Here is a 20,419-nt window from a genome sequence, read left to right on the forward strand (position 1 = left end):
CGTTCCATGAGGAGTTCAATAATCATTCGTGCCGTTGTCCTTACACGGCCGTGAGCACAATTTTGCCTTGAATGTGTCCATCGGCAGCGCGTTCATGAGCCTTGCCAGCATCGGCAAGTGGAAACGTGCTGTCGATGGCGGTGCGAACCGTCCCGACATCAAGCAAGCGACCTAACTCCGCCAGCTGCGAGCCGTTCGAACGCACTTGGGTCATCGATACCGTGACACCCAGCTTTTCAGCTTCCTCGGTGTCGGAGAAGCCTAAGAACACTGGGAACAAAGCACCGCCACGCTTAAGCGTACGCAAGAAACGACCGGTAGTCGGACCGCCGAGTGTATCGAGGACGAGATCAACTTCATGGGCGGTGTCCTCGGGAGGACTCTTGGTGTAGTCGATGAATTCGTCAGCACCGAGCTCGTGTAGGAATGACTCATGCTTGCCCGATGCTACCGCGATGACGTGCGCACCCTTCCATTTTGCCATCTGCACCGCAAAATGCCCCACGCCGCCCGCGGCACCATTGACGAGTACCGTCTTGCCGTTAAGCGACACCTGACGATGCATCTCCGGTTGAAGCGGATTCGGTTCATTGTGCCCCAGCTCGATCAGGAACTGCCATGCGGTGAGGCCAGACATCGGAGTCCCTGCGGCGTGTAGATGATCGATACCAGACGGCTTGATTGCAAGGTCTGAAGCTGGAGCGGTGACGTACTCGGCATAAACAGCGCTCTTCCCAAAGCTGGGAAAGCGAACCATTCCGAAAACTTCATCGCCGACGGAGAAGCCCTGCACATCCGTCGCCACCGACTCGACGACGCCAGACATGTCTGATCCCAGAATAACGGGAAAGGGGACTTGTGGCCGCCACTCAGGGGGAAGATCCTTATAACCCTCACGCAGGTACCAGTCTGGGGGGTTGATGCCAACCGCGTGAACGCGGATAAGCACCTCACCTGGCTTCAGCTTGGGAAGCGGCGCCTCCTCGTAATGCAGTACCTCAGGGCCGCCAAATTCATGCAGACGAATCGCCTTCATTGTATCTGTAGACATTATGCTTTCTCCTTTCATTCAGATGAGTTATACTTACTGGAGCAGCGCTCCATATAAGAGGAATGGTGTTCCGTTTAATATTATACGGAGCGGTGATCCGGAAGTCAAGGAGGAATCATATGCGGGCTGATGCGAAGAAAAATTATGAGCACATACTCGCAGTCGCGAGAGTCGTTGTAACTGAGCAAGGCGTCGATGCATCGCTGCGCGAAATCGCTCGCAGAGCTGGTGTCGGGCTGGGCACACTGTATCGTCATTTCCCGACGAGGGAGGCGCTACTCGAAGCTTTGCTCCGTTCAAATTTTGACGAGTTGACGACAAAAGCACGTAACCTCGAAACTGCGAGTTCACCCGATGATGCACTCGTGTCGTGGCTACGCGACGTCGTTGTGTTCATGGGCAATTATCATGGTGTTGTGGACACGATGATGGAAGCCAAGGAAGACAGGGAATCCGCACTCCACGCTTCATGCGTCAAGGTGCGCGCGGCAGGCACGCAGCTTCTCACTCGTGCTCAGGCCGAGGGTCTAGCGCGTACCGACATGAATGGTGATGATCTATTCTCGCTGACTGCTGCGCTTGCGTGGCTCAGCAACCAGCCCTCGTCCGCACCACGGGCTGAGCAACTCTTCCGTATTGTCGCGAGCGCTGTCTTAACGAATCAAGCTAGCAGCAATTTTAGGGCATAGTAAAATTAATGCTATCCTAATTAGGGTGCTGGAGCCGTAGCACCTGAACTCGGTGCCCACTTTAGCATGGGAATGGTCACGAACCGGCACTATGATATCCTCGACGAGTTTGCCCGGCATACCGCAGGAGGTAAGTTCACCGCGGGAAAAGCACGAGTCTCGAGCCGTGCCCGCGGAAAGCGAAGTGTTTTGACGGAACGGTATAGGATGCACAACAAAAATTCCGAACGATTCCCTGAATAATCGTTCGGAATTTTTTAGTTATGAATGGTTTTGTCCAAAACTCTTTTCATGCTCGACTAACACGAAATTGTTCAATTCTTCATCGTCTAAATAAATGATTTGATAACTCAGCAGAAAGTACATGGAGTAAAATGGAAGGGACAAAAGGAATGTTATTGCAGGTTCCGACATTAAAAATGTTGGGTTTTTAAAATCGCCAGTCATGCTGTTCAACAATCGGACCATAATGTTGAATAAAGGTTTCAACAGATTCACTTAGTGTTAACTCTAAGTGAATCTGATTTTTTTATCAAAACTGTAAAAAGCAGCTTTTAAATCAATGATTTAGTAATTTTTAAATCAATGATGTTTAAGCTCTTCTTTAAATCATCGATTTGCCGAGTGACTTCTTTGCGATGAGCCTTCATCATTTCCTTTCGTGTATCAAAGGTTTCTTCGCCCTCCCTGTACAAATTAACATAGTGCTTAATATCTTTGATCGGCATGCCGGTATTTTTTAAACAACAAATCATCTTTACGAAATCCAAATCCGTTTCAGAGAACTGCCTATTTCCCCCCTTACTCCTTGAAATAAAAGGGAGGAGTCCTTCTTTATCGTAAAAGCGCAAGGTGTGTGCTGAAAGATCACAGATCCGGGCGACTTCGTTAATGGTATACATCGAAAAATGCTCCTTTAAAAGTTTTTTTTCGAAATGTCTTGACTTCGATAACACTCTAATCACTACCCTTAGTATAAACCATGGTTGACCAATTTCAAGGGGGTGGTAAGTCATAATGGACGATATTATTGGATCGGTCGATATTCCTTTAAAAATCCCTTATTGAACATTTTGTAGGAATGTGCAAATAAGTTCCCATGGGTAAACGAAAAGAAGCATTTCCGTTAGGAAGAGGCACGGCTGTTTACGTTTTACATTTGAAAAATGGGAGGAATGACAATGCAAACCGTAACATTGAATAACGGAGTGAAAATGCCAATCATCGGTTTTGGTGTCTACCAAGTTCCCGATGCCGAAGAATGCGAGAACGCGGTATATGAAGCGCTGACTGCTGGTTACCGCCTGATCGATACCGCTGCCGGTTACCTGAACGAGGAGGCGGTCGGGCGTGCGATCAAGCGCAGCGGCGTGCCGCGCGAAGAACTGTTCATTACAACCAAGCTCTGGGTTCAGGATGCCGGCTATGAGAATGCCAAGCAGGCGTTTGCCAAGTCCTTACAGAAGCTGCAGCTTGACTATCTCGATCTTTACCTTATTCACCAGCCGTTCGGCGATTACTACAGCGCGTGGCGTGCAATGGAAGACCTGTACCGTGAAGGTAAGATCAAGGCGATCGGTGTCAGCAACTTCTTTCCCGATCGTCTGATGGATCTCATCATGCATAACGACATCGTGCCCGCTGTTAATCAGGTTGAAACACACCCATTCTATCAGCAGATCGACAACGCTGCCTTCATGAAAGAGCAGAAGGTGCAACACGAGTCGTGGGCACCGTTCGCCGAAGGACGTAACAATCTGTTCGGCAACGAAGTGCTGACCTCCATTGCAGAAAAACACAACAAATCCGTCGCCCAGGTCGTGCTGCGTTGGCTTGTTCAACGCGAAGTCGTTGTTATTCCGAAATCGGTGCATAAAGAGCGGATCGTCGAGAACTTTGATATTTTCGATTTTGAGCTGAGCGCGGAAGATATCGAGCGGATTTCCACCCTCGATACGCGGGAAAGTCTTTTCTTATCGTACCACGACCCGGAGGTTGCCAAGGGGATGGCCAACTTGAAAGTCGATCTGTAACCTTTGAGCGAATCGTAACTCATCATGAGATCATCCTCCTGTGCATAAAGGGAGAGGGTGTCCCAAAAGCCTGGCGGTTTTTGAGGATACCCTCTCTTTTTACTGTCCAGTTAATACAAATCGTTAACCATCCTTATCCGTAATTTCGACCGTTTAAATAATTTGTAAGTCGCTGGTTGGTGAGCCGGCGGGTAAATGACTTGCGTGACAAAGAAGGGGTCGTTATAATAAAAATACAGGGTATGGGTATAGTATACAAAGAGGAGGGACAGGAATGGAGGAGCAGGTGCATTCGGATAAGCAGACAGTCCAGCCGAATAAACAACAGATGCTGAACCGGCTGAAGCGGATTGAAGGTCAGGTCCGCGGCGTTCACAACATGGTGGAAAATGACCGCTACTGCGTGGATATTCTCAATCAGATCGCAGCGATCCAGTCCGCGGTGAATAAAGTATCGGTCCAGCTTATGGAAGATCACACACATCACTGCGTCTCGAATGCAATTAAAAGCGGAGACGGAGAAGAATCGATCAATGAGCTGATGGATGTCATGAAACGGATGATGAAATAATTTTTTGATTAAAATATACCATACATGGGTATAGTATTATATAAAAGGAGGAATTCATAATGACCACAGAAACATTGAACGTTAAAGGAATGTCATGTGCACACTGCGTGCAGGCGGTGGAAGGAAGCGTCGGTGAACTGGAAGGTGTATCCCGTGTCCAGGTGAATCTGGATCAGGGGAACGTCGACGTGGAATATGATAAAAATGTGACCTCTCATGAAGACATCGTAGAAGCAATTGATGACCAGGGGTATGATGTGGAAGCATAACTTCCCATCCTCCCCGTTTTGAAAGGAGGGAGAGGGGCATGGCGGAACAGGAAGAAACCACCCTGTCGATCTCCGGAATGACGTGCGCGGCGTGTGCGAACCGGATTGAGAAAGGGTTGAATAAAATCGAAGGCGTAGAGAATGCCAGCGTCAATCTGGCGATGGAACGCTCCAATGTCACTTATGATCCTAAACAGACCGGGCCTGCTGATTTTGAAGAAAAAATCGAAAAGCTCGGTTACGAAGTGGAACATGAAAAAACAGAATTTGATGTAACAGGCATGACATGCGCGGCCTGTGCGGCCCGGATTGAGAAAAAACTGAACAAACTGCCGGGAGTGGCTGAAGCCAATGTGAATCTCGCGATGGAATCCGCTTCTGTCGAATATACCCCCGGTATGGTATCGGAGGAAGATATGACGCAGGCGGTGGATCGTCTCGGTTACGCGCTTCATCCAAAGACAGACAGCAGTGAAGAGGAGGATCCCCGCCAGAAAGCAATCCGGAAGCAGACGATGAAGTTCACCGCTTCAGCCATCCTCACCCTGCCGTTGTTGTGGACGATGGTCACCCATTTTGAATGGCTTTCTTTTATCTGGATGCCGGACATACTGATGAATCCATGGGTGCAGTTCGCCCTTGCCACCCCGGTACAGTTTGTGATCGGCTGGCAGTTTTACGAGGGGGCGTGGAAAGCACTCCGCAATAAAAGCGCGAATATGGATGTGCTGGTTGCGATGGGAACATCGGCTGCCTACTTTTACAGCATCTATTTGGGCTGGCAGTGGTGGAACAACGGCGGCTCCGGTATGCCGCAGCTTTATTTTGAAGCCTCCGCGGTTATCATCACCCTCATTCTGCTCGGCAAACTTTTTGAAGCCCGTGCAAAAGGAAGGACTTCGCAGGCGATCCAAAAACTGCTCGGTATGCGTGCCAAAACAGCCGTCGTCCAGCGCAGCGGCGAAGAAGTGGAAATTCCGGTGGAAGAGGTGCAGATCGGGGATATCGTACATGTCAAACCCGGCGAAAAAATACCGGTCGACGGCGAAGTGCTTGACGGGAGCTCTTCCGTTGATGAATCGATGCTTACCGGGGAAAGCATGCCGGTAGATAAAACCGAAGGCGACGATGTGTATGGCGCTACCATTAACAAAAACGGTGCGCTGCAAATGAAAGCGTCCCGGATCGGGAGCGATACGGCGTTATCCCAGATTGTTAAAGTCGTGGAAGAAGCGCAGAGTTCCAAAGCGGAAGTGCAGCGTCTTGCCGACCGCGTGTCCAGTGTTTTTGTACCAACCGTTATCGGTCTCGCCATATTGACGTTTATCATTTGGATTGCCTTTATTACGCCGGGCAATGTAGGCGGTGCACTGATTCCGACGATCTCCATTCTCGTTATTGCCTGCCCGTGCGCGCTGGGGCTTGCTACTCCGACATCGATTATGGCGGGATCCGGACGAGCCGCCGAAGCAGGCGTACTGTTTAAGGGCGGGGAATACCTGGAGAATACAAAAAGCATAGAAACAGTGGTGCTGGATAAGACAGGAACCGTGACAAAAGGGGAACCGGAACTCACCGATGTCATTCCGGCAGAAGGCTGGAGGGAAGACGAACTGCTTTCCTATGCCACTTCGGCTGAAAAAGATTCCGAACATCCTTTGGCGCAGGCTGTTGTGCAGGGAGCTCAGTCCCGCTCCGTTTCATTTGCAGGAGCGGAAAGTACCGAAGCGGTTCCCGGACAGGGTATCCGCGCCACAGTGGACAGCCGCACGATCCGGGTCGGCACACGTCGGATGATGGAAGAAGCAGGGATAACCCTGGAAGAAAAAACAGAAGAGGACCTGCAGCAGCTGGAAGCATCCGGAAAAACCGCGATGATTGCGGCTGTGGATCAAACGTATGCAGGGATCATTGCCGTGGCCGATACAATCAAGGAAACATCGAAAGAAGCGGTTAACCGGCTGCAGCAGGCCGGCCTGGATGTCGTGCTGCTCACAGGCGACAACCAGCGCACCGCTGACGCGATCGCAGCCCAGGTCGGCATTGACCGAGTCATTGCCGGTGTCCTGCCCGAACAGAAAAGCGAAGAAATTCAGAAGCTGCAGCAGGAAGGGAAGAAAACCGCCATGGTCGGTGACGGCATGAATGATGCGCCGGCGCTTGCTGCCGCCGACATCGGCATGGCGATCGGCACCGGCACCGACGTCGCGATCGAGGCTGCCGACATTACCCTGATGCGCGGTGACTTGAACAGTGTTGCGGATGCCGTTTTCATGAGCCGGACGACGATGAGAAATATCAAGCAGAATCTCTTTTTCGCGTTTATTTACAACACCCTCGGTATCCCCATTGCCGCCGCTGGACTGCTCGCGCCGTGGGTCGCCGGCGCCGCCATGGCATTCAGCTCCGTCTCCGTGGTACTGAACGCCCTGCGTCTGCAGAAAATGAAATTATCGTAAACGAAGGAGTCCCGATATAGGGGCTCTTTTTTCTGTACTGTCGGAAGGATAGCGGACACAGGCAGCATCAATGTGTCCATAACCGGAGAATAGCAGACACAAAATACCCCCAGACCGTTGAAAATGTCTATTAAAATAATGTCATAGACAGAATCAAGCGGATGCGCTGTTGAAGAGTCTAGTATAATTTTATTATGGACACATGCGGCGGAGAAGTGTTCCGTACTGGTCGACAACGAGAATTTCATCATACATCGCAGCAAGAATGGCATTCGGGTCACGGTTCAAGTCTTTGCGTAGCCGATCTCGAGCGCCATAGGCGTGGTACAGCATGGTTCCCTCCTCCTTTTCTTGTCTATCATATCACGAGAGGGGGAGGAGAGCATGATGGTATTATTGTCGCGGGTTAGTTCAATTCCTGCTTTACCAGAGTATATGCTTCATCGAGTTTTCCTTTTTTCATTGCTTATCCTGTTTATTTCCGATATAATTTCCACGACATTAATAATCATTATCAATTGAATCGGAGGGGTATAAAATGAAACATCGTTCGATATATATGCTGACCAGTATCCTTCTGGCTGCTGCTGTACTGGCTGCCTGCGGAGGCGGTTCCGGTCAGGGCAGCGGTGGAGAGCAGAGCACCCGTACATACACGGACAGCCTGGATCGGGAAGTGGAGATACCGGAGAATCCGGAAGATGTAGTGGCCATCAATTATTTTGGTGAGTTGTCGGCTCTTGGTATCAAACCTGTCGGTGCGCTGGATTACGACCTGGATAAATACAGGGATGAACTGACAGAAGGAGCCGAGAGCGTGGGGTCGGAACAGTCGGACGCGGAGAAGATCGTTTCGCTCGACCCTGACTTGATTGTGGTCTCGAATTACCGCAAAGCAGAAGCCATTGAGAACCTGCAGAAGATTGCACCGACGGTAGCGCTCGAATTTGGTGCGCCGCTCCGGGAGCAGTTGAATATCGTGGCGGAGGTCACAGGGCGTGAAGAAGCAGCAGAAGAGTGGATCCAGCAATATGAAGAAGATGTGGCACAAGCGCGGGAAGAGATGGATCCTTATATCGAAGACGGGGAAACAGCGGCTGTGATGCAGTTTTATGAAAAGAACATTCATATGTATGATACCTCGGCCTTTCCGACGATTTATGACGCGGCACAGTTTAAGCCGACCGAAAAGGCAGCTGAGGTTTCCGATGCGGTGACGCTGTCGGAAGAAGTGATCCCAGAATACAGTGCAGACCGCATCTTTGTGATGTTTTCTGATACGACGGCAGAAGAAAATTATGAAAAACTGAAGGAGAAAGATATATGGCAGAGCCTTCCGGCTGTGCAGAACGGCAAGGTCCATGTCGTAGATAATGACTACTGGAGCGAGTTTAATCCGGTATTAGTGGAAAGACAGTTGGACGATCTGGTGGAGAAAATTACCGAATCTGAAGGATAGAAGGGAATAATTGTGGCAGAGAATGAAAAAGAGCAGACGGACGAAACGTACAATAGAAAGAAGAAAGGCCCCGCTGCAGCGATCCTGATTCTGGTATTCGGTACGGCGGCGCTTGTGCTCTCGCTCGGACTCTCGATTTCCTTCGGGGCGGCGTCCATTAACCTTGGAACCGTATGGGAGGCGCTGTTTGCATTTGATCCGGAAATCACCGATCATCAAGTGATTCAGGAAGTCCGCCTTCCCCGGGTGCTCAGTGCTGTGTTTATCGGTTCTTTTTTAGCTGTCTCCGGTGCCATCATGCAGGGCATGACGAGAAACCCGCTTGCTTCTCCCGCCATTCTCGGGGTGACGGATGGGGCGGCCTTTGCGATCGCACTGGCGTTTGCTTTTTTTCCGGGAACTTCTTATGTCGGCTTGATGGGGTGGTCGTTCGCAGGAGCAGGGCTTGGAGCCCTGCTCGTGTTCGGCATCGGCATGTTTTCCAAAGGCGGTATCACTCCGGTAAAATTAGCGCTCGCCGGGGTGGCGGTCGGCGCGATGCTGAGTTCCTTTTCCTCGGCGGTCGCGATTCATTTCCAGGTCGCGCAGGACATGACCTTCTGGTTTGCCGGGGGTCTGGCGGGTATGCAGTGGATCAGTATACAGATGCTAATTCCGGTCGCAATTGTCGGGCTCGGTCTCGCGCTGATTATTTCGAGATCGATCACGATACTCAGTCTTGGAGAAGAAGTATCAAAAGGACTCGGCCAGAAAACGGGGCTGGTCAAAGCACTCGGTATTATTACCGTCCTGCTGTTGACCGGTGCCGCTGTTGCTGTGGCGGGAAATATCGGCTTTATCGGACTGGTGATTCCACACATCACCCGGTTTCTCGCCGGGGTGGATTACCGCTGGCTGATTCCCTGTTCCGCCATACTGGGCGCATTGCTGCTTGTTCTGGCCGACCTGGGTGCGAGAACGGTTAACGCTCCTTATGAAACACCGGTCGGAGCCATTACCGCCCTCATCGGAGTGCCTTTCTTCCTTTATCTTGCGCGCGGAGGAGGGAGGGGCCTCTGATGGATATCAACAGCATTCACCGCAGACGATTTGTTTATGTAATGATGACCATGGCAGGCCTTCTTCTGCTTGTTTTTCTGATCAGCATGACTCTCGGCAGCTATCCTCTTTCTCCGCTGGATACGCTCAAAACCCTGGTCGGCGCCGGTTCGCAGGAAGCCTCTCTCGTTTTATTCAGTTTCCGCCTGCCGCGTATGGTCCTGGCGCTCTTGATTGGCGCGGGGCTGGCGGTCTCCGGCGCGATTCTGCAGGGAGTTTCCCGGAACGAACTGGCGGATCCCGGCATTATTGGGATTAACGCAGGTGCAGGTCTCGCCGTAGTCGTGTTTATTTACGTGTTGGGCGGCTCAATGGGGGACATGGGATCATTCTCCGTTTTTGCGATGCCGTTTTTTGCCCTCGCCGGTGCCTTTTTGGCCGCCTTTTTGATCTATATTCTCGCCTGGAAGCAGGGGATTTCCCCGGTGCGGCTGATCCTGGTCGGCATCGCAGTAAATGCCGGTTTCAATGCGCTGTTGATCGTATTTCAGCTCCGCATGGACCCCAATGATTTTATGCAGGCCGTGGTGTGGCTCTCCGGCAGTATCTGGGGGGCGAACTGGCAGTTTGTTCTCTCGCTGGCTCCCTGGATTGTGCTTCTGCTGCCTTACACCCTGTTCAAAGCCATGCAGTTGAACGTTCTTTCTCTGGGAGATCACATTGCAACAGGCCTTGGTACAAAAGTGGAGAAAGAACGCCGGCTGCTTCTGATGGCAGCGGTGGCTCTTGCCGGTGTCTGCGTTGCCGTCGGCGGCGGTATCGCCTTTTTAGGCCTGGTGGCTCCGCATCTCGCGCGGCGCCTCGTCGGTCCGATGCATCATTACTTGATTCCTGCAGCCGCCTTAATCGGAGCCCTGCTTCTACTTGCAGCCGACACCATCGGGAAGAACCTGTTTTCTCCGTCCGAAATACCGGTCGGCCTGGTCGTATCAGCTATAGGAGCCCCTTATTTTATTTATCTGTTGATGAAAACCAATTAACGATAAAGAAAACCATCCTTCACGAAGCTGTGAGCTTCAAAGGATGGTTTTTCTTTTTGAAAAGAGCATTGGAAGTTCGGCTCCAGGTCCCCGCTTTATAGAGTGCTGATCGGAAGAGGATAGTAGAAGCCGGGCTTGTTATTGTAATGGACGCAAGGTCGGTTCCTGAAGACATTATGAGGCTGGCGGCAGTCTCTTCGTGTTCTCCAGAGTCCGCTTGAAACCACTACAGCCTGATTTCAGAGCTGCAGTGGCTGCAGCGTGACATCTTGCGGATACTATCACGCTGTTTCGAACAGCTGGTGTCTCCCGGCAGCGTTGAATTATTGTACATCCGCCTGAACTTGATTCGTTTCCTGATCTTCCAGCCGTTTCATTTTTGCTGTAACGATTGTGGTGACGGCAAGAATCGCAAAAGATCCCGATATCACTCCCTGCCAGCCGAAAGAGGTCCACAGCACTCCGTAATACAGGCTGCCAAGACTGCCGCCAATATAATAGGCCGTCAGATAAAGGCCGGACGCGCTTGCTTTGGCGTGTGTGGCAAACCTTGTCACCCAGGCGCTGGAGGTGGAATGGGTGAAAAAGAAGCCGAAGCTTAACAGCAGCAGAGCAGCGAAAATCACCGAAAACGCAGGAAGAAGCGTTAACACTAAACTTACTGCCATACATCCCATTCCGGCAAACATACATATCGTCTGGCGCCAGCGCTGTCCGGCTTTTCCGGCCAGGATCGAACTAACCGTACCAGCGCTGTAGGTGAGAAAAAGAAGGCCGAGAACTGCAATGGAGACGTGAAAGGGCTCCCGGCTGAGATAATACGTGATGAACGTGAATATCCCCATAAACAGGAGAAAATGCAGTCCGCCGATGATATAGGCACAGCGAAGCACCGGACTGCCGAGGTGGTCTTTATTATCCTGAATGATTGTTTTCAGCCTCAACGGTCGTGCTTGGAATTCCCGCGAAGGTGGAAGCAGAATATAGACCAGTATAAACAGAAGGAGGCTCAGCACCGCCATCACCAGAAACGCCGTCCGCCAGTTCCAGACATCAGTGAGTACCCCGCTGAACACACGGCCGCTCATCCCGCCAAGGCTGTTACAGCTGATGTAGGCCCCGACTGCCACGGTCATCGCCCGCATTTTAAACTCCTCGCTGATATAAGCCATGGCAGCTACTGGAATACCGGCCAGTCCGGCGGCCTGAAAGACTCTTCCCGCCAGCATCACGCCGAATGTCGGAGCTGTACTGACCGCCACTGTACCAACCGTACCGAGCGCCATCGCAAGAAATATAATGTTGCGGCGTCCGAACGCATCCGATAACGCCGTATAAACAAAAAAGCTGATGCCGAGCACAAATAACGGCATTGAAATCAGCAGACTCGCCGTTGTTTCGGATACACCGAATGATTCCGAGAACAAAGGGAGGAGCGGCTGCGGGAAATACAGATTGGCAAAGGTCATCAGTGCTGAAGCTCCGAGTGCCAGCGTCGCCTGCCAAAATCCTTTTGTTTTAATGTCTATCATAATACCCCTCTTTATCAGGGAAGGAAAGAAAAAGCAGCATGAGAAACAGCTTTTTCTTTCAAGGCGATCATGGCGTTCAAACCGGGGCTTTTACTTCCCAGTTCGTCGTTATGTTCCCCGTATATGCCATGAAAATCACTACCTCCGGTTTCGATCAAATTATAAGTGGAAGCATAGTAATGTGCAAGCTGTTCGACATAGGGATTATGCAGCGGGTGCCAGACTTCAATCCCTTCAAGTCCCAGAGATACCCATTCCTGCACAGCATCAAAGTTATTAAATTGGCCGGGATGGGCGAGCACCGGGATACCGCCTGCCTGTTTAATCGTCTGGACAGCTTTTCTCACATCGATATACTCTACTGGAACATAAGCTTCTCCCGGATTGTTCCGGGCATCTCCGCTTGAAAAAAGTTCTTTATACAGCTCCGTATAAATGCCGTCTGTATACCCCTGATCCATGAGAGCGTGCATAATATGCTGTTTATAAACTCCTGTCCCGCCCCGGGCATAAGACTGAACCAGCTCCCAGTCAATATCATAACCGAGGTTCATAACTCTTTCCGTCATCATATAACAAGCGTCGTGCCTGCGTTTTACCATAGGATCGCACAATTTTTTCAGGGACTCATGATAAGGATCGATATAATAGCCCAATATATGTGCTCGTGTCTTACGTCGAAAATCATAGGCAGACATTTCGATGCCGGGAATGATGGTAATGCCATTTTCCTCTCCGAGTGGTATTGCTGTTTCCAGACCGGCGGTTGTGTCGTGATCGGTAATTGCTAAATGGGTAACGCCTTTTTCCTTGGCGAGCGATATGACATCTGCAATATCCATAGAGTTATCCGATATTTTTGTATGACAATGTAATTCAATCATTTCTGTTCAACTCCAATGCGTCTTCTGTTCTGAACAGCAGACCTTCCTTCATATGATATTGTTTATCTACTACTGTTTCCATGAATGCCAGGTCGTGAAATATACCGATCATGGTGGTTCCTGCTTCTTTCAGTTGCTGGATCATATGTTTTACGTATTGTTTGGAATGTTCATCCAGCGAAGCAGTCGGTTCATCCAATAGTAATAGGGACGGTTGTTTGACCATGGCTTTTGCTAAATTCAATTTCAGTTTTTCTCCGCCGCTGAAGGTATCGGGATAAGTCTCCCACAAATGCTCCGGTAAATTGAACTGATGCAGCATGATGCGGCCTTCGTTCCGTGCAGCAGCGGGACTGTGTCCCATTTCAAGAAGGCTCTCCATCACAGTTTCCAACGCTGTGACACGGGGCATTATTTTTAAAAACTGGGATACATAGCCGATTTCATTTTTCCTGAGGTAGAGGATTTCCTGTTCGGATGCCGCCGCCAGATCTATCCCGGCTGTGTGATCGGAGTCGTAAAAAATGCGGCCGTCTGCAGGGAGATACGTGCGGTACAGCGTTTTTAACATAGTGGATTTGCCTGCCCCGCTTTTTCCGGTTATGCCGGCAAATTCTCCGCGGTTCACAGTGAAAGAAACATCTTCGCATCCACGCAGTGTTTTTGTCTCTTTTTGATAGAGTTCAAATGTTTTCGTCACATGTTGGCATTCGATTCGTGCACTCATACATATCTCTACTTTCTATATAAGAGATTGGACCAGCAATTGAGTATAAGGGTGCTGAGGATCTTCCAGGATTTGATCGGTCAATCCTGCTTCTATCATGTTTCCATCTTTTAAAACCATTGTACGATCCGCGAGCATGCGTATCACACTTAAATCATGAGAAACGATAAGAATGGATACATGAAACTCCCGCTGTAGAATACGTATTAGATCAAGAACCTTGGCCTGTACTGATAAATCCAGACCGGTAGTGACCTCATCCAGAAACAGGAGAGGGGGTTGGTTGGCCAAAGCCTTTGAAATTTGGACCCGCTGCTGCATCCCGCCGCTGAAAAACCTTGGATGTTCTTTCATACGGCCGATAGGAATATCCACCTTTTCGAGAAGTTCTTTAGCTCGTTGGTTAATCGCACTGACATTCCTATAGTTCGCAGCAATAAGCTTTTCTGCTATGTTTCCTCCGCTGGAAAAATCCATCCTCAGCCCTTCCCAAGGGTTCTGATAGACCAATCCAAAAATATGATCTTTAATGTACTGTTTTTCCTGACGGGAAACGGTGAGAATGTCCGTGTCTCTCTGATTATAATCCCGCATATAAACGGTACCGCTGGTTGCTTCCTGTTCAAAATGTAAACAACGCATAAGGGTACTTTTGCCGGATCCGCTTTCTCCAACAATGCCGAGGATCTCTCCCTGAAACAAATCGAAATTCATATCTTTACAGGCCCAAACGGTCCCGCAGACATGGCACATATTATAATCCAGTGACTGAGGATCTTTACAGACGCTGCATCCCGCTCCGAAACGTTTGGACAAGTGATGAACGGAGAGCATGGGTTCCTTATCAATGGCATCAAAAATCATAGTCCACTCCTTTCGGCTGTCCGCTGAGAACAGTAACCGGTATCTGAGCAGCTGTAGGTTTTCTGCCCGGTTTTTTCATCTATGAATTCGTCGAGATATACATTATCTGCTCCACATTTTTTGCAGCGGGCACTTCCGAAATCTTCTGTGGTAAAAGGAACATCGTCAAAAGCCAAAGGTGTAACTTGTGTGTGTGGCGGAATGGCGTATATTTTTTTCTCCCGGCCTGCGCCCAGAAGACACAATGCTTCCGAGTTGTTTAATTTGGGAACATCCCACCGCGGCAGAGGGCTCGGAGCAAACAGATACCTTCCATGAGCGATACTCGGGTAATCGGCGCTGATGGAAATGTCGCCCCACTGACTGATATCTTCGTATAAATGCAGCCACATTCCCTTATAATCTTTGTCTGCGTGAAGCTGTTTCACTTTTTTATCATGGCTTTCCACTTTTTTCAGCGGATCCGGCTGCGGGACCTGTAAAATCAGGATTTGATCTTTCTTCAACGGTATTTCCGGGATACGGTGCCGGGATTGGATTAAACTGGCTGTTTGAGAATACCTGGTTGTTTCCACCCGCGTGCAGGATTGAATTAAGTTCCGTATGCTGACTGCGTTTACGCTGTCATCGTGCCCCTGGTCGATCACTTTTATCGTGTCGCGGGAACCAACCAATGATAAACTAAGCTGCATACCTCCGGTTCCCCAACCTTTTCCTATAGGAAGCTCCCGGGAGGCAAAAGGGACCTGATACCCGGGAATAGCAACAGCTTTTAACGTAGAGCGCCTGATTTCCCGTTTAGAACTTTCATCTAAAAAACCGAAATTATAAGAGGAAAGGCTGAATCGTTTACTGCTTGCAGGACTCATCTTCCGGATCTCCTCCTTCTTCCTTAAATTTCCTCAAACGGTTTAACTGGGACTGAAAGGTAACGTAATGAGGCATTTTCATGTGCGAAATAAAACCGGACGAATCCACGCTGTCTATATGAAGAAGCACAAATTCTTCGTCATGCACCGGGGCCTTTCCTTCTGTTGCCAGGGTGTGCTCTAAAATGGCCATGGAGATGGCTTTTAATTCATTGTGGCCGAACACGAGCCCGTACCCGAGATGAAGTCCGCCGGCTTTGTTATCCATTGTATCTGTAAAAGAATTTACCGTTTCTACTTCCGTCAGCATCGTTTCCCCTATGTAAAGGCTCTCGTTCTCACTTCCGGGATAATCAATCTCGATATCCGCATAGCCGACCCTTAATTCTCCAATGGTAGGATGAACGTTGCCATGACCCCGGACTGCGCTGTAAGCCAGTGCTGACATGGCTCCGGTTTCCCCGCGTGCCAAAGACTGCAGTCTTGCCGACCTGCTTAAAGGAAAAGCCGTCTTCTGCCGTGTGATATCCTCAGGCTGTTCTTCGTTGTCCATGTCTGTGTCGGCGAGCAGGTTTTCTTCTTTCAGCAGCTCTGTTACTTTTTTGAAAGAAAGGGGGTGCTGGAGCTGTTCTGAATCAATATCCACAGCTTCCAGAAACTCAGAAAAACCTTCTGCTGTTTCTTCTCTTAATCCAAAGTTTAAAAGGCGGTGGGTATAATCATAGGTCGGACCCAATATCTGTCCGCCGGGTATTTCTTTAAAAGTAGAGGAAATACGACGGATGAGCCTCATTTCCGCCGGATCTACCGTATTCGAATAAAAGCGTCGGGGCAGAGTGGAGCGGTAGGCTCTTAATAAAAATGCTGCTTCCGATGGATCTCCTTCCGCCTGTTTCAGGGCAAGAGAGGCATGATCCGGGGCATAAAGCCCTCCTTCTCCCATAATCCGGTCCACGAGAAGGCGCATCTGGTTTTCAATTGTTTCAGGATCAAGAGGGTGCTTAGACCGGGCTGTCCGGTAGTGATGCAGCAGTTTCTCTGCTTCTTCCATAGCAGCCTCTCCCCCTGTAACGGTGACATATCCCATGCTGTATCACCCTTTCTTTATCCGAGTTGTCCTTGGAATGCTCATGATTTCTGCGTCTTCTGAGATGAAAAAGAGATCAATACCTGTTGGAAATTCTCTGTTAGCACTTTGCCGGGCTTTTTCCCAGTTCTCCGGCATTCCCTCGATATGAATACGGGATTCAAAGGCAATGCCGGGACCGCTTAATACATAGGAAGCTTGGTGATTTGCGGTAAAGCTTTCCACCTGCACAATGAGGGTGGCACTATCATGTGGATTAGTCAGTGTTCCTTTTTTCATCGTTTCAACCACCCCGGCAAACGAGAAATCGAGGGAGAGATCATAAAGAAAAATATAGTCTGCCTTCTCCGGTTTTTCTTCCCTGCTTCCCGTTTTGTGATGGATATACGAGGAGAGCGTTAACGACTCTGGAACAAGAGCAAAGCTGGTTTCGCCGTCCAGGAGGGTGAGCGCGATCCCCATCATACCCGGATTCACATGTGGATCGGGGAGTTTGGGTGAAACTGTCTGGATATTGGAGATGGTTCCGGGACGGGAGACAGCCTCCAGCATCTCCCGGTAAATGGCTTGAGAATCGTGCACAAGGTTAAATGTCATATCACCGTTCATCAAAACCCTCCATGGTGTCAAAGTGGACCTGGCTCTCTGCTGCTTTCTGTGTTTCCTGAATTTTCTCTCTTTCGATTCGTGTTTCTTCCTGTATCAGGGTATTCATCCAGGAAGATACTTCTGGAAGTTCTGCATTAAAAGCTGCATCTATGACGGCCATGAAAAAAGATCGGTCCGGCTGTTCCCCTATGACAATACCGAAGCCGGGGGAGTTGTGGAGCGTCACTTTGCATTCGGTCACAAGAATCTCTCCGTTATAAAAATTCTGTGCTGATACCGAGTCTTTTGTTTTCATAAGGACCAGGCTTTTTTGTGGTTCTGCTTCCAGAACGACCTGATAGTTTTCTTCCAGTTGGCTGCAGAAGCGCTCCATCATTTCCAGCTTTGCATGAACGAGAATTCTGGATAAGCGTGATTTTTTCAAATGTAACCCTCCGATTACGAATGTACGCTGTCCGTTGGATTCATCACATTCCCTTTTCTCTGCACGAAATTCCATTCTCCGTTTACCATGACATCGGTGATGGAAGGTTGATTTTCCGCGCTGCATTCGACCAGGCTGAGATCGGCTGTTTTTCCAATTTCTAAAGAGCCGAGCCAGGAATCAATCTGAAGCGCCTGAGCAGGGTGCAGCGTAGCCAGGGCTACCGCGCGGTGCAGCTCGACCCCTTCATGATGGAGATGGAAAATAGACGGGAGAAGAGAATAAGGGTAATAGTCCGAACAAATGATACCGGCGAGTTCTTTTTGCGCCGCCTCTTTTGCGGAAATGCTGTTTTTGTGAGACTTTCCCCTGATAATATTAGGCGCTCCAAAAACGGTGAACATATCATGACTGACAGCATGTTCTGCCGCCTCAGTGGTAAGGGGGAACTCGCTGATGGTAATACCTGCCTGCCGGAACTGTTCCACTTGTTCTTTTGTTTCGTCATCGTGAGAAGCGACCGAGATTCCATGTTTAAGTGCGGTATTGATTAACTCTTTCCATTTGGATGGGTCAATCGACGCTTTTTGGGAACGGGCATCTTCCGCTAACTGGGTGATTTCTTCTTCGGTTAACCCTACTGTTTTATCCAATTGGTATTGACTGTCATATTGGGATGAATGGTCCATAATAGAAAGAAGATGGACGAGTTTTTGGTCTATTAAATCGTTAATGATTGGCAGGCCGTCTTCGTTGGTGATTTCATAGCGAACGTGAAGGAAGTGACGCAGGCTGGCGTCCCTGCTGAGCTGCAGGTCTGCAATCTCACGCGCAATATCCAGTCCGTTCTCATTGGAACGAAGCCCTGTTTCTCCATTAAAGGAGACCGCGTGCAGCAGCGTCGTGATCCCGCAGGAGAGAAGCTGAGGCTGCATCGCCTGAAAGCTGAACGAGAAAGGGAACAGGGCGTTTTTCCGGGGGTTGATTATTTTTTCGAAAGCGTCACTATGGGTATCAATTAATCCCGGCAGGACGTATTTTCCCTCAGCGTTTACTGTTTCGCAGTTATTTGATTGAAACGAAAAGGTAGAAGCCCCCCCTGTTTTTTCGATATTTTTTATGATGCCGTTTGAAATAACAATGTTTCCATTGAATGTCTCCATCGGAGTCACGATGGTCCCGTTTGTAATGATAGTCTGATGCATAGTGGCTGTTCCTCCTTGTTTGCCGGGCAGAAAAGTTAAATAATTTTACCGCGGATCCATGTAGAAAGCCTTTCTATCATGATGACGATCAGAAAGATAATTAAAATGATCGTCAATGCTTCATCATACAACAGCATTTGCATGGAGGTTTGCAGCTCTACTCCAATACCGCCGGCCCCGACAAGGCCTAAGACGACGGCGGAACGTATGGCCTGCTCCAAAGCAAATAACGTGGTTGCAGTAAAAGATGGAAGTGTAGCAGGAAGCAGCGCGCCGGTTACAATCGCAGCAATCGGTGCTCCGCTTACTTTTAATGAATTGATCGGACCTTCGTCTACTTCTTCGATACGCTCGGAAAAGAAACGACCGCAGAAACCAATAACGTCAACGGTTATGGCGAAAATCCCCGGGGCAGGCCCAAGACCGATGGCTACCACGAAAATCAGCCCCCAGACAAGGTCGGGAATAGCACGTAAAAAAGAAATAAAGGTTCGTGCGGCGACGTATAAACTTTTATGAGGCGTTGTATTTTGAGAAGCGAGCAGGGCGATCGGCACACTCAGTAAAGCTCCGGCCAATGTTCCAATGACGGCAATTTCCAGCGTTTCAAATGCCGCCACCAGAATGTCGCTCAACCTGCTTACATCGGGAGGAAAAGCATTAGCTGCAAATTCTGTAAGTCTCCCCGCTCCTTCAAAGAGCCTGGCAAATGTTAATTCACTTCGATCCAAACCGTGAACAATAATGAGGAGAAGAACAATCCATAAAACCCATGTCAAAATGGAAGGCTTTCCCCATCTGTCAGGCACCTCTGCCCGTTGTTTTTGTTCCATCCCATCACCCAATCATTTTTTACACAAGAACAGCAGATTTGTTGTATAACTCATTTAAATGTTTTGTGTTTGTATTATAGGAAGAGGTATTCATCACCATTTTTCCGTTTTTCAGTCCAATCAGCCTGTCGGCATACTTTTTTGAAATCTCCAATTGGTGCAGCACGGAAACCATTGTTACCTGTTTTTCCTTGATAATCGACGTTAACAAATGCATGATCTCTTCACCGGCCTGAGGGTCCAGGCTGGCAATGGGCTCATCGGCAATGACAATATCAGGCTGCTGCATCATCATTTTAGCAATGGCCACTCGTTGCTGCTGGCCGCCGGATAACCGGTCAACTCTTTTTTTGGCGGTGTGTTCCATCCCGACATCTTCCAGATAACTCATGGTAAGCTCCCGGTCGTAACGAGAAGCTGTTGAAGGCCACCAGTTTAAGAAGTTTCTGGTCCGGCCCATGGTTCCAAATAGTACATTCTGAAAAACCGATAGATTTTGAACGAGATTCAGGTTCTGAAAGACAAACCCGATACGCTGTCTCACCTGCTGTAACTTTTTAGGGGTAATGTTGTTCAATTCTGTGGTCCCAATCTTAATGCTGCCTGTCGTAGGTTTTTCCAACCCTACGATGGTTTTAATGAGTGTAGACTTTCCGGCTCCATTTGCACCTAGTATCGTGACATGCTCTCCTTGATTAACGGAAAAAGAGACATTCTCCAATGCTGCATAACCATCTGAAAATTTTTTGGATAAATGATTCACTGAGATCTGCATA

The 20,419-nt window shown here is 49.3% G+C and carries 22 protein-coding genes; 8 read left to right on the forward strand and 14 right to left on the reverse strand.

Translation table 11 applies throughout. The annotated features are described in order from the left end of the window. Nucleotides 1-40: 40 nt before the first annotated feature. Nucleotides 41-1,051, reverse strand: a complete 1,011-nt coding sequence (locus ACW9JV_RS00785) for an NADP-dependent oxidoreductase (protein WP_457330377.1) — start codon at nt 1,049-1,051, stop codon at nt 41-43. Nucleotides 1,052-1,170: 119 nt separating this feature from the next. Here ACW9JV_RS00785 and ACW9JV_RS00790 point away from each other — a divergent pair, with 119 nt between their 5' ends. After that, a complete protein-coding gene (locus ACW9JV_RS00790; RefSeq protein WP_457330379.1) occupies nt 1,171-1,740 on the forward strand; it encodes a TetR/AcrR family transcriptional regulator in 570 nt (189 codons plus the stop codon). Between the two features lie 554 nt (nt 1,741-2,294). Here the strand turns inward: ACW9JV_RS00790 and ACW9JV_RS00795 are convergent. Then, nucleotides 2,295-2,642, reverse strand: a complete 348-nt coding sequence (locus ACW9JV_RS00795; RefSeq protein ID WP_457330381.1) for a MerR family transcriptional regulator — start codon at nt 2,640-2,642, stop codon at nt 2,295-2,297. A gap of 279 nt (nt 2,643-2,921) precedes the next feature. Between ACW9JV_RS00795 and ACW9JV_RS00800 the strand changes: the two genes are divergently transcribed. The 4 genes from ACW9JV_RS00800 (at nt 2,922) to ACW9JV_RS00815 (ending at nt 7,072) form a co-directional block, all read left to right on the forward strand. Continuing rightward, nucleotides 2,922-3,773, forward strand: coding sequence for an aldo/keto reductase (locus ACW9JV_RS00800; protein WP_457330383.1), 852 nt, complete (start codon nt 2,922-2,924; stop codon nt 3,771-3,773). 274 nt (nt 3,774-4,047) lie between these two features. Next, nucleotides 4,048-4,344, forward strand: a complete 297-nt coding sequence (locus ACW9JV_RS00805) for a metal-sensitive transcriptional regulator (RefSeq protein WP_457330385.1) — start codon at nt 4,048-4,050, stop codon at nt 4,342-4,344. A gap of 59 nt (nt 4,345-4,403) precedes the next feature. Further along, the gene (gene copZ / locus ACW9JV_RS00810) at nt 4,404-4,613 is read left to right on the forward strand and encodes a copper chaperone CopZ (RefSeq protein WP_457330387.1); all 210 of its coding nucleotides are present in this window, start codon (nt 4,404-4,406) and stop codon (nt 4,611-4,613) included. A 38-nt stretch (nt 4,614-4,651) separates the two neighbouring features. Beyond that, on the forward strand, nt 4,652-7,072 hold the full coding sequence (locus ACW9JV_RS00815; protein WP_457330388.1) for a heavy metal translocating P-type ATPase: 2,421 nt from the start codon (nt 4,652-4,654) through the stop codon (nt 7,070-7,072). A 192-nt stretch (nt 7,073-7,264) separates the two neighbouring features. On the opposite strand, the gene ACW9JV_RS00820 is transcribed toward ACW9JV_RS00815, so the two are convergent. Then, nucleotides 7,265-7,405 (reverse strand): hypothetical protein, encoded by a 141-nt coding sequence (locus ACW9JV_RS00820; RefSeq protein WP_457330391.1) that lies wholly within the window; start codon nt 7,403-7,405, stop codon nt 7,265-7,267. 205 nt (nt 7,406-7,610) lie between these two features. Between ACW9JV_RS00820 and ACW9JV_RS00825 the strand changes: the two genes are divergently transcribed. The 3 genes from ACW9JV_RS00825 (at nt 7,611) to ACW9JV_RS00835 (ending at nt 10,609) form a co-directional block, all read left to right on the forward strand. Continuing rightward, nucleotides 7,611-8,531, forward strand: a complete 921-nt coding sequence (locus ACW9JV_RS00825; RefSeq protein WP_457330393.1) for an iron-siderophore ABC transporter substrate-binding protein — start codon at nt 7,611-7,613, stop codon at nt 8,529-8,531. Between the two features lie 81 nt (nt 8,532-8,612). After that, nucleotides 8,613-9,590 (forward strand): FecCD family ABC transporter permease, encoded by a 978-nt coding sequence (locus tag ACW9JV_RS00830; RefSeq protein ID WP_457334521.1) that lies wholly within the window; start codon nt 8,613-8,615, stop codon nt 9,588-9,590. After that, nucleotides 9,590-10,609, forward strand: a complete 1,020-nt coding sequence (locus tag ACW9JV_RS00835) for a FecCD family ABC transporter permease (RefSeq protein ID WP_457330395.1) — start codon at nt 9,590-9,592, stop codon at nt 10,607-10,609. Before ACW9JV_RS00830 ends, ACW9JV_RS00835 begins: the two co-directional genes overlap by 1 nt. A gap of 323 nt (nt 10,610-10,932) precedes the next feature. On the opposite strand, the gene ACW9JV_RS00840 is transcribed toward ACW9JV_RS00835, so the two are convergent. From ACW9JV_RS00840 to phnC, 11 genes are read right to left on the reverse strand one after another with little or no spacing between them, the layout of a single operon-like run. Then, nucleotides 10,933-12,141 (reverse strand): MFS transporter, encoded by a 1,209-nt coding sequence (locus tag ACW9JV_RS00840; RefSeq protein ID WP_457330397.1) that lies wholly within the window; start codon nt 12,139-12,141, stop codon nt 10,933-10,935. 14 nt (nt 12,142-12,155) lie between these two features. After that, the gene (locus ACW9JV_RS00845) at nt 12,156-13,025 is read right to left on the reverse strand and encodes a PHP domain-containing protein (protein WP_457330399.1); all 870 of its coding nucleotides are present in this window, start codon (nt 13,023-13,025) and stop codon (nt 12,156-12,158) included. Beyond that, nucleotides 13,018-13,752 (reverse strand): phosphonate C-P lyase system protein PhnL, encoded by a 735-nt coding sequence (phnL, locus tag ACW9JV_RS00850; RefSeq protein WP_457330401.1) that lies wholly within the window; start codon nt 13,750-13,752, stop codon nt 13,018-13,020. Before phnL ends, ACW9JV_RS00845 begins: the two co-directional genes overlap by 8 nt. A 15-nt stretch (nt 13,753-13,767) precedes the next feature. Further along, entirely contained in the window at nt 13,768-14,616 is an 849-nt protein-coding gene (locus ACW9JV_RS00855) for an ATP-binding cassette domain-containing protein (RefSeq protein ID WP_457330403.1), read from the reverse strand. Beyond that, nucleotides 14,613-15,485, reverse strand: a complete 873-nt coding sequence (locus ACW9JV_RS00860; RefSeq protein ID WP_457330405.1) for an alpha-D-ribose 1-methylphosphonate 5-phosphate C-P-lyase PhnJ — start codon at nt 15,483-15,485, stop codon at nt 14,613-14,615. The genes ACW9JV_RS00855 and ACW9JV_RS00860 overlap by 4 nt, the downstream gene beginning before the upstream one ends. Continuing rightward, complete coding sequence (locus tag ACW9JV_RS00865) at nt 15,466-16,572, reverse strand: carbon-phosphorus lyase complex subunit PhnI (RefSeq protein ID WP_457330407.1); 1,107 nt, start codon at nt 16,570-16,572, stop codon at nt 15,466-15,468. The genes ACW9JV_RS00860 and ACW9JV_RS00865 overlap by 20 nt, the downstream gene beginning before the upstream one ends. Before the next feature lie 6 nt (nt 16,573-16,578). Continuing rightward, nucleotides 16,579-17,181, reverse strand: coding sequence for a phosphonate C-P lyase system protein PhnH (phnH, locus tag ACW9JV_RS00870; protein WP_457330409.1), 603 nt, complete (start codon nt 17,179-17,181; stop codon nt 16,579-16,581). Beyond that, nucleotides 17,171-17,605 (reverse strand): phosphonate C-P lyase system protein PhnG, encoded by a 435-nt coding sequence (gene phnG, locus ACW9JV_RS00875; protein WP_457330411.1) that lies wholly within the window; start codon nt 17,603-17,605, stop codon nt 17,171-17,173. Before phnG ends, phnH begins: the two co-directional genes overlap by 11 nt. Nucleotides 17,606-17,619: 14 nt before the next feature. After that, the gene (locus ACW9JV_RS00880) at nt 17,620-18,810 is read right to left on the reverse strand and encodes an alpha-D-ribose 1-methylphosphonate 5-triphosphate diphosphatase (RefSeq protein ID WP_457330413.1); all 1,191 of its coding nucleotides are present in this window, start codon (nt 18,808-18,810) and stop codon (nt 17,620-17,622) included. 35 nt (nt 18,811-18,845) lie between these two features. Beyond that, the gene (phnE, locus tag ACW9JV_RS00885) at nt 18,846-19,643 is read right to left on the reverse strand and encodes a phosphonate ABC transporter, permease protein PhnE (RefSeq protein ID WP_457330415.1); all 798 of its coding nucleotides are present in this window, start codon (nt 19,641-19,643) and stop codon (nt 18,846-18,848) included. A gap of 19 nt (nt 19,644-19,662) precedes the next feature. Further along, nucleotides 19,663-20,418: a phosphonate ABC transporter ATP-binding protein gene (gene phnC / locus ACW9JV_RS00890; RefSeq protein WP_457330417.1), complete on the reverse strand. Its 756-nt coding sequence runs from the start codon at nt 20,416-20,418 to the stop codon at nt 19,663-19,665. Between the last annotated feature and the right edge of the window lies 1 nt (nt 20,419).

The sequence above is a fragment of the Salibacterium sp. K-3 genome (assembly GCF_054052005.1).